Source organism: Borborobacter xinjiangensis, from assembly GCF_047739745.1.
Classification (GTDB): domain Bacteria; phylum Pseudomonadota; class Alphaproteobacteria; order Rhizobiales; family Rhizobiaceae; genus Pseudaminobacter.
Genome location: NZ_JBLLVA010000038.1, coordinates 1 through 16515 on the forward strand (window position 1 = coordinate 1; position 16515 = coordinate 16515).

The 16515-nt window shown below is 61.9% G+C and carries 16 protein-coding genes; 10 read left to right on the plus strand and 6 right to left on the minus strand.

What is annotated here, in order from left to right:
* Positions 1 to 97 precede the first annotated feature (97 nt).
* Genes ACLKMW_RS23805 through ACLKMW_RS23820 form a run of 4 tightly spaced genes read right to left on the minus strand, consistent with a single transcriptional unit; the run spans position 98 to position 4376 of the window.
* A complete protein-coding gene (locus tag ACLKMW_RS23805; protein ID WP_415727016.1) occupies positions 98 to 745 on the minus strand; it encodes a glutathione S-transferase family protein in 648 nt (215 codons plus the stop codon).
* Positions 746 to 755: 10 nt separating this feature from the next.
* On the minus strand, positions 756 to 2522 hold the full coding sequence (locus tag ACLKMW_RS23810) for a Rieske 2Fe-2S domain-containing protein (protein WP_415727017.1): 1767 nt from the start codon (positions 2520 to 2522) through the stop codon (positions 756 to 758).
* 40 nt (positions 2523 to 2562) lie between these two features.
* On the minus strand, positions 2563 to 3468 hold the full coding sequence (locus tag ACLKMW_RS23815) for an aromatic ring-hydroxylating dioxygenase subunit alpha (protein ID WP_415727018.1): 906 nt from the start codon (positions 3466 to 3468) through the stop codon (positions 2563 to 2565).
* A 38-nt stretch (positions 3469 to 3506) separates the two neighbouring features.
* A complete protein-coding gene (locus tag ACLKMW_RS23820; protein WP_415727019.1) occupies positions 3507 to 4376 on the minus strand; it encodes an aromatic ring-hydroxylating dioxygenase subunit alpha in 870 nt (289 codons plus the stop codon).
* Positions 4377 to 4619: 243 nt separating this feature from the next.
* Here ACLKMW_RS23820 and ACLKMW_RS23825 point away from each other — a divergent pair, with 243 nt between their 5' ends.
* From ACLKMW_RS23825 to ACLKMW_RS23845, 5 genes are all read left to right on the plus strand, one after another.
* The gene (locus ACLKMW_RS23825; protein ID WP_415727020.1) at positions 4620 to 5390 is read left to right on the plus strand and encodes a GntR family transcriptional regulator; all 771 of its coding nucleotides are present in this window, start codon (positions 4620 to 4622) and stop codon (positions 5388 to 5390) included.
* A gap of 46 nt (positions 5391 to 5436) precedes the next feature.
* The gene (locus tag ACLKMW_RS23830) at positions 5437 to 6531 is read left to right on the plus strand and encodes a BMP family ABC transporter substrate-binding protein (protein ID WP_415727021.1); all 1095 of its coding nucleotides are present in this window, start codon (positions 5437 to 5439) and stop codon (positions 6529 to 6531) included.
* A gap of 92 nt (positions 6532 to 6623) precedes the next feature.
* Positions 6624 to 8165: an ABC transporter ATP-binding protein gene (locus ACLKMW_RS23835; protein WP_415727022.1), complete on the plus strand. Its 1542-nt coding sequence runs from the start codon at positions 6624 to 6626 to the stop codon at positions 8163 to 8165.
* Entirely contained in the window at positions 8149 to 9216 is a 1068-nt protein-coding gene (locus tag ACLKMW_RS23840; protein ID WP_415727023.1) for an ABC transporter permease, read from the plus strand. Before ACLKMW_RS23835 ends, ACLKMW_RS23840 begins: the two co-directional genes overlap by 17 nt.
* Positions 9216 to 10136, plus strand: coding sequence for an ABC transporter permease (locus tag ACLKMW_RS23845; protein WP_415727024.1), 921 nt, complete (start codon positions 9216 to 9218; stop codon positions 10134 to 10136). The genes ACLKMW_RS23840 and ACLKMW_RS23845 overlap by 1 nt, the downstream gene beginning before the upstream one ends.
* Positions 10137 to 10358: 222 nt before the next feature.
* Here ACLKMW_RS23845 and ACLKMW_RS23850 read toward each other — a convergent pair whose 3' ends face one another.
* Positions 10359 to 11450, minus strand: coding sequence for a GlxA family transcriptional regulator (locus tag ACLKMW_RS23850; protein ID WP_415727025.1), 1092 nt, complete (start codon positions 11448 to 11450; stop codon positions 10359 to 10361).
* A 306-nt stretch (positions 11451 to 11756) separates the two neighbouring features.
* Between ACLKMW_RS23850 and ACLKMW_RS23855 the strand changes: the two genes are divergently transcribed.
* The 3 genes from ACLKMW_RS23855 (at position 11757) to ACLKMW_RS23865 (ending at position 14807) form a co-directional block, all read left to right on the plus strand.
* On the plus strand, positions 11757 to 12830 hold the full coding sequence (locus ACLKMW_RS23855; RefSeq protein WP_415727026.1) for a class I SAM-dependent methyltransferase: 1074 nt from the start codon (positions 11757 to 11759) through the stop codon (positions 12828 to 12830).
* A gap of 25 nt (positions 12831 to 12855) precedes the next feature.
* Positions 12856 to 13116: a DUF1127 domain-containing protein gene (locus ACLKMW_RS23860; RefSeq protein WP_415727027.1), complete on the plus strand. Its 261-nt coding sequence runs from the start codon at positions 12856 to 12858 to the stop codon at positions 13114 to 13116.
* A 365-nt stretch (positions 13117 to 13481) separates the two neighbouring features.
* Positions 13482 to 14807: a coiled-coil domain-containing protein gene (locus tag ACLKMW_RS23865; RefSeq protein ID WP_415727028.1), complete on the plus strand. Its 1326-nt coding sequence runs from the start codon at positions 13482 to 13484 to the stop codon at positions 14805 to 14807.
* Between the two features lie 294 nt (positions 14808 to 15101).
* Here the strand turns inward: ACLKMW_RS23865 and ACLKMW_RS23870 are convergent, their stop codons facing one another.
* Positions 15102 to 15314 carry a type II toxin-antitoxin system Phd/YefM family antitoxin gene (locus tag ACLKMW_RS23870; RefSeq protein ID WP_415727029.1) on the minus strand — a complete coding sequence of 71 codons (213 nt, stop codon included), beginning with the start codon at positions 15312 to 15314 and terminating at the stop codon, positions 15102 to 15104.
* 230 nt (positions 15315 to 15544) lie between these two features.
* Here ACLKMW_RS23870 and ACLKMW_RS23875 point away from each other — a divergent pair, with 230 nt between their 5' ends.
* Together ACLKMW_RS23875 and ACLKMW_RS23880 are read left to right on the plus strand one after the other, a co-directional pair.
* Positions 15545 to 16075 carry a DUF488 domain-containing protein gene (locus ACLKMW_RS23875; RefSeq protein WP_415727030.1) on the plus strand — a complete coding sequence of 177 codons (531 nt, stop codon included), beginning with the start codon at positions 15545 to 15547 and terminating at the stop codon, positions 16073 to 16075.
* A gap of 171 nt (positions 16076 to 16246) precedes the next feature.
* Positions 16247 to 16471 carry a hypothetical protein gene (locus ACLKMW_RS23880; RefSeq protein WP_415727031.1) on the plus strand — a complete coding sequence of 75 codons (225 nt, stop codon included), beginning with the start codon at positions 16247 to 16249 and terminating at the stop codon, positions 16469 to 16471.
* The last annotated feature ends 44 nt before the right edge of the window (positions 16472 to 16515 follow it).

Genomic DNA, 16515 nt, shown 5'->3' on the forward strand with positions numbered 1-16515 from the left:
GTCGACCTCCATGATCTCCAGAGGCTTGCCGGCTCCAACGGCAACGGCGGCACGGGTTTTCATGTTCTTCTCATTCCTTGCATATTGCTCATGGACTTCAGGCAGCTTTGGCTGGGCCCGCCGGGAATACGCCTGACATCACGCTGAAACCCTTGATGCGCTTGACCCGGTCGCACCAGCGGCGGATCGCCGGATAGTCCTGACGCGAAATACCACCCTCTTCCGAGAGCATGATGTAGGGGAAGCAGGCGATGTCAGCGATGGTCGGATTTGGTGCCGCGCAGATCCAGTCGCGCCCCTCCTGCTCGCCGAACCAAAGGTGCTCGTCAAGGATGCCGAACAGGCGATGGGCGCCGGCGCGCGCCGCCTCAATGTCGAAGTCGTAGAACAGCGCGTCGTGCAGGCGGGCGGCGGAGGCCGTGCCGGTGATGGAGTCGGCAAAGGTCAGCCACTGGCTGATTTCGCCGAGCAGTGCCGGATTGTCGCGCGGGTACCATGTACCCGACGCATCGTACTTCGCGGCGAGATAGACTAGGATCGCCTGGGCATCGCGCAGGATCAGCCCGTCGTCTTCGATAACCGGAAGCTGGCCAAGCGGATTGAGCTTCAGGAACCATTCCGACTTGTGCTCGCGACCGGGATAGAAGTCGATCGGCACCGTCTTGTAGTCGATGCTGAGCATGCCCATCAGAAGTCTGAGCTTGTAGCAGTTGCCCGACAGTTCGTAATCGTAGAGCGTGATCATCGGGAAACTCCTAAAGGTCCAGAACCAGCCGCGCCGACTTGGCACGCGACACGCAGGTCATGATCTTGGTGCCGGACTTGCGTTCGGCGTCGTTGAGATAGACGTCCTGGTGGCCCGGCTCGCCTTCGATGACGGTGGCAAGGCAGGTGCCGCAGGCGCCCTGCTCGCATGACGACGGCATGTCGATGCCCGCATCACGCATGACCTCGAGGATCGTCTTGCCCGCCGGCACCTGCAGCGTCACGCATGAGCGGGCAAGCGCCACCTCGAAGCTCGAACTGTCGTCGATGTCGTTGGTGTTCTTGAAGTATTCGAAATGCACCGCCGTCTCCGGCCAGCCCATTTCAGCCGCGATGCTGCGTGCGGCTTCCAGCATCGGGCCGGGACCGCAGAGATAGACATGCTTGTCCGAGCCGTAGTCGCCGAGAATGTCGCGCAACTTGGCGCCGGTCTCTTCGGGTGAAAGGCCGAGATGCGGCTTGAGCGAGGCGCCGAGCACGGCAGTTTTCTCGGGGAAGGCAAGATGGGCTTCGTTCTGGGCGAAATAGTGCAGCTCGTGCGCAAGGTTCTGGTTGTCGAGCGCCTGGGCCATGGCAAGCAGTGGCGTGATGCCAATGCCACCGGCAATGAACAGCGTCTGGACCGCGTCGCGGCGCAGCGGGAAGTTGTTGCGTGGCTCGGAGATGGCCAGCACGTCGCCTTCGCGGACCGTCTCGTGAAGGCAGGTCGAGCCGCCCTTGGAATCGCGTTCCAGCTTGACGCCGATGACGTAGCTGTCGCTCTCGCCTGGACCGTTGGTGATCGAATATTGCCGGATCAGTCCGTTGGGCAGGTGCACATCGATGTGGGCGCCAGGCTGGAAGGTCGGCAGCAGGCCCTTGAGCGGGCGCAGCTCGAAACCGGCGATACCGTCGGCAGCCTGCCACTTCCTGGCGACCTGTACCCGGATGGTCGCCTTGCGGCCATGCGCCGTCTCCTCCGGCATCTCGGCGAGTTCGGGCGAGACGCGTTCGATCACGGGCTCGAGCGGTGCCGGCACGGGCTGGGCCGCCGCCTCGCGCTCGACGATGTCCCGCAGCTTCGACAGAAGATCGTTGTGGTGATGGAGAACTGCCAGCCTGGCTTTGCCTTCGACCTGACTGTCGAGCACGCCGCGGATCACCGAGCGGTTGGAATCGACCGGCTGGACGAAGAACACGGCGAGTGTACTGGCGTCACCCTCGCTCGAACGCAGCGCCACCGAGAACGCATTCCAGGCCTCGATAGCCACCGTGGCAGCGGAGCCATCGACCTTTCCGCTCGGCTGGAAGCGATAGCCTTTCAGCTTCGCCGCAACGACATCGGCCGGAGCATTGACCGGAATGCCGCGCAATAACAAAAGCTTGCCCTCGGCAAGCCCTGCCACTTCGGGCACCTCGCCTTGCGGGTCTTCCGCCGACCAGACAAGACCGTAGCGCTCGACCGCCGCAAAGGTGCGGTTGGTGATGGTGCGGGCCGGTGCGTCGGCCGGATGCGCCGGGATATAGGTGCAGCCGGCGGTGCGGTTCGAATAGCGCCAGCCATGATACTGGCACTTCAGCTCGCGGCCGTCATTGATGCCGATCGACAGTCGCACGCCGCGATGCAGGCAACGGTTTTCCCAGATATTGACGTAGCCATCATCCGCTCGCCATACAGCGAACTCGCGGCCAAACAACTGGCCATGGAATACATGACGTAACGGAAGGTCGTAAGACGCGGCGATGGGATGCCATCTGGTCTTGGCTAGGTCGAGCATTTGTTCCTCGCTAATCTTGTCTTTTGCGCCGCGAAGGCGCTCAGGTAGCAGCAGGGATGACTCCGTAGGTCACGCCCTTCTGGCTCAGCCACCGGCGGTAGGCGATCGCCGACTTGTCGGCGCGAATGGGAGTCTCGGCTCGCGGATCAAGCGGCAGCCGCTTCGGAAACTGGTTCTCCAGGATCGGCTTGTCCTGCCCGAAGATCGTCTGCTGAAAGCGCTTGATCACCTTGTCTTCATTGTCCTCGTCCAGCACACACAACATCATGTGCGCACGCACATGCTCCTGGTCGATCGGCTGCAGGAACACGGCGATGACGTCGAGCCGGGTCTCGTCGAGCGGACTGGATTTGTAGAGCACCGAGCAATAGGGGTGCGGCACGCGGTAGATGTAGTCGACGTCGGCGCCCCCGTCCGACGCGGTCGATGCCATCGGCTGGTAGAAACGGCATCGCGTGGCGAGAATCTCGTCGCGATCGACAGAGATTTCGACGTCGTATTCCTTCACTTCCGTGTGCGGCTCGGCACCAAGGATGTCGGTATGGACATAGGGGAAATGCCCCATGTCGAGGAAGTTCTCGATGGCGCGCGGCGCCGAGACGTTGACGCCGAGCGTTGCAGCGTTGAGCCGGCGCCGGTCGGGCTCATCGAACTCCGGGATCGGGAACAGGTCCGCGGGCGGATTGCCAAGCGACGTCCAGATGTAGCCATAGGCGAGTTTCACCGGCAGCTTGTCGGCAATCGTGGTGATGTCGACCGGATTGCCCTCCGAGAGATCGGCACGGTCGCGCCAGACGGCGGCACTGCCCTTGCCATCGACAGCAAAGCTGAGGCGCTCTTCCAGAAGTACGGTGTCGACGACTACAGCCAAGGGTATTTCGGCGAGTGCCGCAAGCGGGTGCCAAAGATCGAGGATCACCTGGTCCCTGCATCTCGTCTGGATCATTCTTTTCATTCCTTCGTGACTTACGCTTCTTTCATGCGTCAAAGCCGCGCCGGGATCGCGCCGTAGGAAACCGCGCGATCGCGCAGCCAGCGGCGATACAAGACGGAGACGGCGTCGGCGCGGATCGGCGTTTCGGCGCGCGGATCAAGCGGCAGCCGCCTCGGCACCTGATTTTCCAGGATCGGCTTGTCCTGGGCGAAGATCAGCTGCATGAAGCTGCGGACCGCGGCTTCGCCGGTGCCATCCTTGACGTAGCAAAGGAAGGGGTGGGCGATGCAGTTCTCCTCGTCGACCGGTTGGACGAACAGCGTGATGGTGTCCAGCCGATCCTTGTGGATGGAGTTGCTCTTGTAGAGCGCCACCGTATAGGGGCGGATCACCTTGTATACGTAGTTAACCAGGAAGCCATCCTTGGCCGATGGCGAGGCAAAGGGCTGATAGAACTTACACTCGGTCGCCAGAACTTCATCGGATTCGGTCATCTGGACATTGTATGGAGCCACCTCCGTGTGTGGCTCCTCCCCCAAATAGCCTGGATGCACGAAAGGCAGATGCCCCATGTCAAGAAAGTTCTCGACCGCTCGCAGGCCGGATGTTCTCACTGCGATCGAACCGCCGGTCACCAGATAGCGGTCCGCCTCCTCCGCTTCCGGCACGAAGACGATATCGCGCTCCGGCTCACCGAGGCAGGCCCATAGGAAGCCATAGCGCCTGGCCGAACGCACATGCTCACCGGATTCGCTTCGGACAACTTCGTCGTCACAGTCACCGTGAAGATAGCGGACTTCAAGATCGACCCCCAGAAGACGCGTATTGAAAGCCTTGCCGGGTGATAGGTTGGTCAAATCGGCGATCACATGCCAATCGTTAAGAAGAACTCTGTCGCTACAAAGGGCAGCTTTGCTCATCGCACCCTCCCTTGGCTAGCACTTCCCCATGAACCTAGCTCTGTCGTGCCGATATTGAAACCACATGATTGGATATCAATCAATGATATTTTGCCTGTCCAAGGAAGAATTTTGATTGACAGGCCGATTTGATTGACTACCGATATGGAAAACGCAACCCGGTATATGAGAGGGCTGTTGATGCAGCCAATGCCGGGGCATGACCGCTAGGCAAGCCAAAGTGCGCTGGTGGGGGAGGAAGCCATGAGCAGCCGCTCGCAGGCCATTGCCGACATACTGACCCGGGCGATCATCGATCACCGGCTGGTGCCCGGCTGCAAGCTCGGCGAACGCGAGCTGTCTGAAATCTTCGACGTCAGCCGCATCGTGGTGCGCCAGGCGCTGATCCGCCTCGCCGACGACGGGCTTGCCCAGATCGAACGCAACCGCGGGGCTTTCGTCGCGCGGCCCAGCATGCAGGAAGCGCTGGAGATCTACGACGCACTCACGCTTGTCGAACAAGGCGTTGCCGCCCAACTCAGCGATCGTCTCGGGCCCGCCGGCTGGGCTGAGCTGCGCCAGCATATCGAGCGTCAGCGCCAGGCCGCCGCCTCGGGCAACCATGCGCTTGCGGACGTGCTCGGCCAGGAGTTTCACACCATTTTCGTGCGGCTCAGCCGCAACCGGGTGATGCAGGAGATCCACGCCCAGCTGGTGCGCCGTACCACGCTGCTGCGCTCGCTGATCACCGCCGATTTCGACTATTGCAACCTGCTCGACGACCATGCCCGGGTGGTCGACCTGCTCGAAAAGGGCCGGCTGAAGCAGGCGATGGAACTGATCGACACGCATCACCGCTCGGTGGTGCGTGGCTACATCATGGACCGGCAGGTGTTTCCGGAACTGACACCGCGCGAAGCGCTTGGACCATATCTCGACGGCAAGGCCGGCGAGGCGCCGAAGCCAGCGCCGCGAAAGAACACGGGCAACAATGGCGGGACACGGGCTCACTCCCATGTCCATGCCGCCAAATAGAGCCTGCAACAAAGCCGGCGGCCACCAACCAACAGAGGGTTACATCATGCTCAATCTGACCAGACGACAATTCCTGCGATATTCGGGCGCTGCCGGCGCCGCACTCGGCACCAGCGGTCTCGTCGGCATCGCCAGCGCGCAGGAGCCCCTGAAGATCGGCGTCGTCTACGTCTCGCCAATCGCCGAAATCGGCTGGACCAAGCAGCACAGCCTCGGCGTCGAAGCCATCAAGAAGGAGTTCGGCGACAAGGTTGCTATCACCGCCATAGACAACATCTTCATGCCGCAGGACGCCGAGCGCGTATTCCGCGAATTGGCCGCCTCCGGCAATCAGCTGATCTTCGGCACCTCGTTCTCGCACGGCACGCCGATGCAGAAAGTGGCGCCCCGCTTCCCGAAGGTCGCCTTCGAGCATTGCTCCGGCATCGTGCACCTCGCCAATCTCGGCACCTTCGAGGCCAAGTATTATGAAGGCTGCTACGTGGCCGGCGCCGCCGGCGCGCACATGACCAAGTCGGGCAAGATCGGCTTTATCGGCGGCTTCCCGATCCCCGACATCGTTGGCCCGGCCAACGGGCTGCTGCTTGGCGCACAAAGCGTCAATCCCGACATCACCTGCAACGCCATCTTCCTGAACTCGTGGTTCGACCCGGGCAAGGAGAAGGAGGCCGCCAACACGCTGCTGTCGCAAGGCTGCGACGTCATCTGCTCGATGACGGACACCGCCACCGGTGTCCAGGTTGCCGGCGAAGGCGGGGCGTGGTCGATCGGCTATGCCAGCGACATGGCCAAGTTCGGCTCCGGCAAGCAACTGACCGCCTTCACGCTCGACTGGTCAAGGGACTATGTCGGTGCCGCCAAGGGCGTTGCTGAAGGCAGCTGGAAGCCCGAGGCGCGTTGGGACGGCCTTGCCGCCGGCGTGGTCAAGATGGCGCCCTACAACGAGGCGATCCCGGCGGATGTGATTGCCAAGCTCAAGCAGCTCGAGACCGACATAGGCTCCGGCAAGGTTCACCCCTATGCCGGCGAACTGAAGGACCAGGACGGCAACGTCAAGGTCGCCGCAGGCTCGGTGCTTTCCGATCCCGACATCCGCGGCATGAACTGGTTCGTCAAGGGAATGATCGGCAAGCTCGGCTAATCGATCGCCCCGCAATCGTGTCCATCGGGGTGAAAAACCGCCCCGGTGGACTGCGGCTGCGCTCCGTCCAACCCCGAATGGCAGGACCGGCAATGAACCCGCGCCTCGAACTGCGCAACATCACCAAGAGCTATCCCGGCATCGTTGCAAATGACGACATCTCGCTGTCGATCATGCCCGGGGAAATCCACGCCGTGCTCGGCGAGAACGGCGCCGGTAAATCGACGCTGATGAAGATCATCTATGGCGCCGCCCAGGCCGATTCCGGCGAGATCTGGTGCGACGGCAAGCTGATCGAGGCACATAATCCCGCGACCTCCAGGGCGCTCGGCATCGAGATGGTCTACCAGCATTTCGCGCTGTTCGAATCCGTCACCGTGGTCGAAAACATCGCGCTGTCCGTCTCGAGCGCCTTCGACCTCGAAACGCTCGCCCGCCAGATCACGGACCTGTCCAACCGCTACGGCATGCCGATCGATCCGCACCGACGCGTTCACGACCTCTCGGTTGGCGAGCGCCAACGCGTCGAGATTGTGCGTTGCCTGCTGCAGGCGCCGAAACTCCTGATCCTCGACGAGCCGACATCGGTTCTGACCCCACAAGCGGTGGTGAAGCTGTTCGAGACGCTGCGCCAACTCGCCGCCGAAGGCTGCTCGATCGTCTATATCAGCCACAAGCTCGACGAGGTGCAGGAGCTTTGCGACGCGGCCACTGTGCTGCGCAATGGCAAGGTGACCGGCACGGCAAAGCCCAAGGAAACCACCTCGCTCGAACTCGCCCGCATGATGGTCGGCTCGAAACTTCCCGAGATGCAGGTCAGCCCCTCGGCGCCAAGCGACAAGCCGGCGCTCGAGGTACGCGGACTGAGCGCCCCTGCCCGCGACAAATATGGCGTCGAGCTCAAGAACGTGTCTTTCGATGTGCGCGGCGGCGAGATCGTCGGGCTCGCCGGCGTCTCCGGCAACGGTCAGGCCGAACTCATCTCGCTGCTCAGCGGTGAGCGGACGCATTCGAATGCCTTGGTGATCCAGATCGGCGGCAAGGCAGCCGCCCATCTCAACGCAAGTGAACGGCGCAAGCTCGGCATGGCCTTTGTGCCGGAAGAGCGCCTCGGGCGCGGCGCCGTGCCGCCGCATGCGCTGTGGGAGAATGCCGTGCTGACGGCCCACGGCTCCGGGCTGGTACGCAACGGTCTCGTTGACCGCAAGAAGGCGAACAGCTTCGCCGCCAAGATCATCGAGCGTTTCAAGGTCAAGGCCAACGGTCCGCAGTCGAGCGCCCAGAGCCTGTCGGGCGGCAATCTGCAGAAGTTTATCGTCGGTCGCGAGATCGCGCTGGAACCGAAGCTGTTCCTCGTTGCACAGCCGACCTGGGGCGTCGATGTCGGGGCCGCCGCCTTCATTCGCCAGACACTTGTCGATTTGAGCCGATCAGGTGCGGCGGTGCTGGTTATCTCCGAGGAGCTGGATGAGCTGTTCGAAATTTGCGACCGGCTGCTCGTCATCTGCCAGGGCCAGGTGTCTCCACCGCTGATCAGGACAAAAACCAACCGCGAGGAAGTCGGTCTGCTGATGACCAGGATCGATCGCGGCAACGGAACCAACGGGAGAGCCGAAGTTGCGGTACAGAATTGAACAAAGACCCGAGCCGTCCGCCGAGATGCGGATAGCTGCTCCGGTCATCGCGACCGCGCTGACGCTCTTTGTCGGCTCGCTCCTGTTTGCCGGACTCGGCTACGATCCGGCAACGACACTGCAGGCCTTCTTCATCACGCCGATCAACTCGCTAAACGGTCTTTCGGAGCTGTTGCTCAAGGCCTCGCCGCTGATCCTTATCGCCTGTGGCCTCGCGATCGGCTTCCGCGCCAATGTCTGGAACATCGGCGCCGAGGGCCAGCTGATCGTCGGCGCCATAGCCGCCTGCGGCGTCGGCCTGTTCTATCCCAATCCCGAAAGCCCGCTGCTTTTGCCGCTGATGTTCCTGGCGGGTGCCTGCGCCGGCATGGCCTGGGCCGCCATCCCCGCCTTCCTTCGCGCGCGGATGAACACCAACGAGATCCTGGTCACGTTGATGCTGACCTATATCGCGACGCTGCTGCTGTCGTGGCTGGTGCATGGACCGTGGCGCGATCCGGCGGGCTTCAACTATCCGCAGACGGCCCTCCTGCCCGTGGCTGCGATGTTCGAGCCTTTCGACTATGCCTACCGCATCAATTCTTCGGTGTTCATCACCGTGGTGGCGGTCGTGCTGATGTGGCTGTTCACCGACCGAAGCTTTCTTGGCTACAAGATGAAGGTCAGCGGCGCCGCACCGCTCGCGGCACGTTATGCCGGCTTCCGCGAATCCTCGGCGGTGTGGACTGGCCTTCTTGCAGGTGGAGTTGCCGCAGGCATCGCCGGCATGGCGGAGGTGTCGGGACCCCTCGGGCAATTGTCGCCGCAGATCTCGCCCGGCTACGGCTTCGCCGCCATCATCGTCGCCTTCATCGGCCGGCTCAATGCCTTCGGCATCGTGTTCGGGGGGCTGCTCATGTCGCTGCTGTTCCTGGGCGGCGAGGCGGTCCAGATGAATCTCGGCCTGTCGTCGGCGCTGACCCGAATCTTCCAGGGCATATTGCTGTTCTTCCTGCTCGCCGCCGACTTCTTCATCTTCTACCGGCTACGCCGCATTCCGGAGCATGCCTGATGGACCTGTTCATTGCCATCTTCACCGGCACCATCATTGCCGCGACACCCTTGATCTTTGCCGCCCTCGGCGAACTCGTCGTCGAGAAATCCGGTGTCCTCAATCTCGGCATCGAAGGCATGATGCTGATGGGCGCGGCCTTCGCCTTCTGGGCGGTGATTGCCGGGTTGCCCATGCCCGTCGCCATCCTCGCCGGCGCCCTTGGCGGTGCCGCCGCTTCACTTCTGTTCGGCGTTCTGGCGCTGACCTTTCTTACCAACCAGTATGCCGCGGGCCTGGCGCTCGCCATCTTCGGTTCCGGGGTGTCGGCATTTCTTGGCCGCGGCTTCGGCTCGTCGCCGATCGATGCGCTGGATCGCATCAGCATCCCGGTCCTGTCGGATATTCCCGTCCTCGGGCCGATGTTCTTCCGCTTTGATCCGATGGTCTATCTGGCCGTCGTCATGTTTTTCGTCATCAGTTGGTTCCTGTACCGGACCAAGGGCGGGCTGATCATGCGCACCATCGGCGAGTCGCCCGAAACCTCGCATGCGATCGGCTATCCGGTGATCCGTATCCGCTATCTCGCTGTGATGTTCGGTGGGCTGATGGCGGGACTTGCCGGCGCCTATCTGTCGGTCGCCTATACGCCGCTCTGGGTCGAGAACATGACCGCCGGCAAAGGCTGGATCGCGCTAGCACTGGTGGTCTTCGCCACATGGCGGCCGCTGCGGGTGCTGCTGGGCGCCTGGCTGTTTGGCGGCATGACCATTCTGCAATTGCAGGGCCAGGCGCTGGGCATAGCCGTTCCTTCCGAACTGCTCTCCGCCCTGCCCTATCTGGCGACGATCATCGTACTGGTCATCATTTCGCAGAACCGCCAGATGCTGGCGCTGCATTTTCCGACATCGCTGGCAAAACCATTTCGTCCGGCGACTTGAAACCTGCCTCTTGCCATCAAAAACGGGCGGGCAAATCATTGCCCGGCCGTTTCGCTTACGCGATACCGATTGACCGGACAGCGGTCCGAAGTCGTTGCTATTCGCGGCTCTAGGATATCCAAGCGCCTCGGGCTGATGGTGCGCGGCCGGAGTCCAGCGAGTAAAGCCAGCGAGGCGACATAGGGCAGGACCAAGAAGAAGTGGGGCGGGATCGAACGTTGGTCAGCCGGCCTTTGATCCCTTCGTCATTCCACTTCCGGGACGCTCGTCTTGGGAACCCGGGCGAGCATAGTCGGGAATCTTGAAGCGCCGCCGATAGGTCCCCGGCGACAATCCGGTGACGCGTTTGAAGAGGCGGCGGAAGAAGGCAGGCTCCTCGTAGCCGACCTGCCAACTGATCTCGTCCACCGATGCTGCCGTCCGCTCGAGGCGGCGCTTGGCATCTTCTATCCTTAGGCGCTGCACATAAGTGATCGGGCTCAAGGCGGTAGCGCTCGTGAACCGGCGTTTGAAGGTGCGCTCGGCGAGTCCGGTGCGCCGGATCATCTCTTCCACGGGATTGGCTACCGAGAAGTGTGTGGCAACCCAGTCCTGGGCTGCCTGGATCGCCTGATCGCCGTGGTCCTTGCGGCCCTCGAAAACGATGTAAGGTGCAAGCCCGTCCTGATGCCATTGCAGAGCGAAGGATCGTGCCACGGCCTGTGCCGCGGTCGCTCCGGCATGTCGGGCTATCAGATAAAGCACCAGATCGTGCCACGTCATGGAAGCACCGGACGTGATCAGCTCCTCGCGCCTGCCGGAGACGACCAGAACGCGCTCCGGATGGATCGGCACCTCCGGAAAGGTGGAAGCGAAGGCTCGCGCATAGCCGAAATGCACCGTCGCTTCCGCGCCGTCGAAGAGTCCGGTTTCGGCGAGCAGGAAAATGCCCGAACAGGCCGAGCAGAGGAGCGCCCCGCGGCTATACATGACGCGAAACCAGTCGACCAGTTCCGGATACAGTCCCTTACGCCAGCCCTCCGGGCCAAGCAGGATCGAAGGAACGATGATGATGTCGGTTTCCTCGAGTGCGGCGACGCTGCGCTGCACCACGACAGGGACGCGGCTGGCGAGTTCCAATGGGCCGGGTTTGAGCCCAACGATCTCGACCCGAAACGGCGGTGCCTGTAACGGTGCGTTGCCGGCCAGGGGCATCAGGGCGAAGGCGTTCATGACGTCGAAGATGCCGGAGAGCGTCGACACCACGGCCTCGGGAATGGCGACGAGGCTCACATGGAGCGGCTCGGATCTGGTCGCGGCGATGCGGTGCTGCATGTCAACTCCCCTTGCAGACGTAAGAATAACGCCGACAAGACAGTCACGCCACGGTTCCTGAGAGAGCATGATCCCGAACCGAAGATCTGCGTCAGCGAAAAATTGCAGACGTTTTGGATAAGATCATGCACCAAGATGAAGATTTGGAGCGGGAGCAAATGACGCGGTTCCAACTCATTCCGCTCTTTTTCCCGCGTGGCATAAACGGCCCGATTCTGGAAAGTCCGGCTCTGCCGCTCTCCCCTTGTCTCTGCGAATTTTGAGCAGCCTCAGGTCGTCCTGAGCGCTTCGACAGGAGACATGGACATGGAAAACACCCACAACACAATCGATTCCGCGAAGCTCGACGCGCTGATTTCCCGCGCGTTCGGGGATCTTTCAGCCGGCTATGGCGGCGTGATGGTGAGCCTCGGCCATCGGCTTGGCCTCTACAAGGCGATGGCCGGAGCCGGCCCGCTCACCGCGCGGGAGCTTGCAAGCCGCGCCGGCTGCGCCGAGCGCTATGTTTGCGAATGGCTCAATTCGCAGGTCGCAGGCGGCTACATCACCTATCACGCGATCAGCGACACGTACGAACTGACGCCGGAGCAGGCTTACGTCCTTGCCGACGAGGACAGTCCCGTTTTCTTCCCCAATGCTTGGACGGTTCCCGCATCGATGTGGGCCGACGAAGACAAAGCGATAAACGCCTTCCGTAGCGGCAAGGGCATTCCATGGGGCGACCACGACGGGCGACTCTCGTGCGGGGTCGCGGCCTTCTACCGCAATGCCTACAAGGCAAGCCTGGTTTCCGAATGGTTGCCTGCTCTCGATGGAATCGTCGATAGGCTAAAGGCGGGCGCACTTGTGGCCGATGTCGGCTGCGGCCATGGGCATTCAACGGTGCTGATGGCGAAGGCTTTCCCGGCGTCGCAGTTCCGCGGCTTCGACACGCACCGAAATTCGCTCATGAAAGCGCGGAAGATCGCTGCCGAGGCGGGTGTTTCCGAGCGGACGACCTTCTCGACGGCGCGGGCCGATAATTACCCGGACAAAGGGTACGACTTGATCTGCTTCTTCGATGCCTTGCACGACATGGGTGATCCGGTCGCCGCGGCTGCTCATGCCGCCAAGGCGCTCGCGCCGGACGGCACCGTCATGCTTGTTGAGCCGTTCGCCAATGACCGCGTCGAAGACAACATCTCGCCCGTGGCGAGGATGTACTACGCGGCCTCTACGACCATCTGCTGTGCCCATGCGATTTCCGACGGCGGTCGCCTTGTGCTCGGCGCGCAGGCCGGCGAGGCAAGGCTGGCGGACGTGTTCCGCAAGGCTGGCTTCACTCGCTTCCGCCGCGCTTACGAGACGCCGTTCAATCTTGTCCTCGAAGCGCAGCTCTGAAGCGCCAGGAAATGAGGATGTCACCATGACAATTTTCGAGACAGCTCACAGATCATACGGAATAGCTGCCGCAATCTGCGCGGCTGCCCTTAGCTCGGCCGCCGGGACGCTGCTACGTATGGGCCTTGCAAGCTTCGCCGCTACTCGCGCGCGTCACACGGCACGGCTTCTCCACGAACTCTCCGATAGGCAACTCAAGGATATTGGCGTGTCGAGATTGGATCTCGGGCACCTCGCCCGCGCCCCGCTGGCCGACAAGGCTCCACGCTTGCCGAACACCGACTGACCACAGGCTTTCGTGTCGGGTCCGAAACGAGACATCGCCCGCCTCCGCACGGACGATGACAGCTCCGCTGCGTGAGGCGGGTGAAGACAGGCGCGCATTGCCCTCGGGTCCCGAGACTGAACATCAGGAGACCGACTATGAGGGAGACTTTCGCAAATTTGGTACTCGCTGTGGCCACACGCATGAGAGGCGGTTACTTGACCGCGTTCTCGTTTGTAAGCGCGCAGAAAACGCCCGGAAGCATTTTTTAGGGTCCTGCGAACCAATCCATGATCCAAATGATCGATGCAGCCTGTGGATATCTTGGGTATGAAGCTTGACACCCGCGTGCATAGAAGTCGCGGCCCCACAACAGGAGGAGTCGGATGTTCGGCATCATGAGAGGCAAGAAAGTCGCGGCCGTAGCCGAAAGGGACGAACTGGGACTTGAACTGGGCCAGACACTGGAAGACGAACTCTCTGCCGCGCTCGAAGAGGGCGTCGAGGACAACGCGGAGTGTAACGCGGCCGATTCCCCCCGAGGAGATGAACCGGGCTTGCTGCCCGAGCCGGAGAGGGCTGACTACGATCTTGGACAGCTTCAGCACCACGTGAGGCAGTGGTCGCACACCCAGGCGAATCTGGCTGCCCTGTCGACCTTCGAGGACGAAATGCGCGGAGCAGGCAGCAGTCTGGAGGCCATCGGAGAGGCGTTGGCATCGGTTGTCGCGGCCCAGCAGTCCGCTATCCGCTTCGTCGGTAGTGTCCGAACGGGCATCAACCGCGCCAATGAATTGGAGTCGTCCCTCGCGGTCATGGCGTCCGAAAACCGCAGGCAGGCGCAACAGATCGAACAGGCGAAGTCCCATCAGGAGCGACTGGAGGCGCAGGAGGAGACGAATAGACGGCGCGTGTCGCTTTTGGCTCAGGACTGCGACACGCTGAGGATAATGTTAAGCGCCGCACAGCTCGACGCGAATGAGGTCAGGGAAGCTCTCGCGGAGGCCGAGAACGAGCGGGCGTCGCTCATCAATGAATTTGCTTCCAAGTCCGCCGTCGCCGAGCGCGTGACAAGAGAGAACGAGTCGCTTCGCCAGAAGCTCGTCAATCAACAGATCAGCCATGCCGCGCTGGAACAGCGGCATGCGGAAACCGAACGCAAGCTCGAAGAGGTCGCCTCCATTCGCAGGGCGGAGACGGCCGAACTACTGGAACTGCGCCTAAAGGTGGAGGACAGCGAAAAGGAATGCCGCCGGATTCAGAAGCATGCGGAGGCCACGGAGGCCAAGCTCGAGGAGGCTCAGAATCGCATAACGGCGCTAGACGCCGACGTCGATGAGATCAAAGGCCGCCATGCGTCTACCGTGCAGCGCATGAGGTCCGAGGCCGAGGCGCAGAAGGCTAGGCTGGAAACGGCATCACGAAAGCAGATCGCCGACGCGGCCGAGATCGAGGCGCTGAGGCAGCAGCTCGCCGACGCTGTCGCCGCGCAGCGAGTGCTGGAGTCCCAGCTTGCCGACTCGAGCGACCGGTTGGAGGCCGTTCGGGCGGCGGATGGTTTGCACGGAGAAATTGATCATAATCTCGCCTCCGCTATCAACAGTACCGATGAGAAGAAGGAGCGCTCCTCCGTTCGTGACGGCAGCCGCACCAAGGGGAAATCAAAGGCCGTCAGCAGAGCGGGGCTTGATGGCTCGGCATACGCAGCCTGAATGGATTCTGGAGTCGTTCAGCGGCTCCAGCCTTTCGCTTCTGCCCGACCGCATCTCTGCCAAGACAGCGGCAGGTTATTCCAGGGTTGGCGCTGAGCAATCTTGGGTCCGCAGTGACGTCGGCCCGGCCGAGGCTTCGCTTGATTGCGACTTCCCAAAGGCTCGCCGCACTGAATACGAGTTCATTCTACGCGCCGCAACCGAAAGCCGATCGGGCTCACGGGCCGCCCATAGCAAATGATGCGTATCCAGCAGCAAGTTCATGCATCGCGGCCAAACAGCTGCTCGATTTCCTCACTTTCGCATTCGATCAAAATCCTCCGGAACAGAAATCTTGCCGGTCATGAATCCGACACGGCGTGTTTCACCGGCAGCGGGTGCAACTATGGCGACCACCTTGACCACGGGCTTGCCGGGATTTGCGACAATGAAGGATTCACCGTTTGCTGCCCTGTCGATCAGACGCGATAGCTGCGTCTTGGCCTCATGAATGTTGACCGCGTGCATCGGCTTCACCTTAACTTAGTCTGGATGACTTAGTCGCGCTCTTTCGAGTGGATTCCCCGCATGGCTGAAGTCCGGCCTTGCAGCCGGACCTCTGACACCTCGCCTCCATTCGGGCCAGACCAGATGTGCTTGCCGTGTGCGCCGTGTCGAAGGAACCGAAACCGCTCAGCTCTTGTTCCCACGCAGAAACACACTCGCAAGGCAATACCATGAGCGGAAATCGGTCCTAGATGCTGCCCTTCTACACGATCGGCCATTCGAATCGCGAGATCGACGAGTTCGTTGCGCTGCTGCAAGTGGCAAAGGTTTCATTCGTGGTCGACATTCGCACCGTCCCGAAGTCACGAACCAACCCGCAATACAACAAGGAAACATTGCCGCAGAGCCTGGCCGCGTTTCAGATCGGCTATGAACATATCGCCGAACTCGGCGGGCTGCGCGGCAGGGCCAAGCTGGTGGCGGCTCAGGTGAATGGATTTTGGGAGAATCAAAGTTTCCATAACTATGCCGACTACGCGCTGTCGGAGCGCTTCCGCCTCGGGCTAGAACGGCTGATCGAGCTCGGCCGCGCCCGACCGTGCGCGATGATGTGTTCGGAGGCCGTCTGGTGGCGCTGCCATCGTCGCATTGTCGCCGACCATCTGATGGCACGGGGAGAGCGCGTGTTTCACCTGATGGGGCGCGATCGGATCGAGCCGGCGAAATTATCCGAAGGCGCGCGCATCCAATCATCCGCCACGGTCGTCTACCCCGGCGCGTAACAGGTCGGCGCCCATGTCGTCGCCGGAGCGGACGCTGCAACGGGCTTGGAAATTCGGGGCGAGTTGGAAGAGAGTGGGTATGGGGCATCACGCCAAGAGGGCAAACATAAGGAACAGCGCAGCCTCACCGGCGTTTAGAGCCAAGGCTGTATACATCGATGGAGGTCGGCCATGGTGATGACACGAAAGGAAGCGCTTTCCGTGCTGGGACCCACCGACGAGGATACGATCGCCGAGATTGTCTCCAGCGGAGCTACTGTGGAGGAGCTGAGAACTGCCTTGGCCTGGCTAGCCAACGATGAGGCCCTGATGGGCGAAGGCCGACCATTGCCGGGAACCCGGGTCGCCCGGCTGATAGATCTGCTCGAGGACGATGTGGAAGATATGGCGGGCTAGCCGCAGCCGGGTTCAGCTGCCACTCATCGATTGCAACAAGCGGC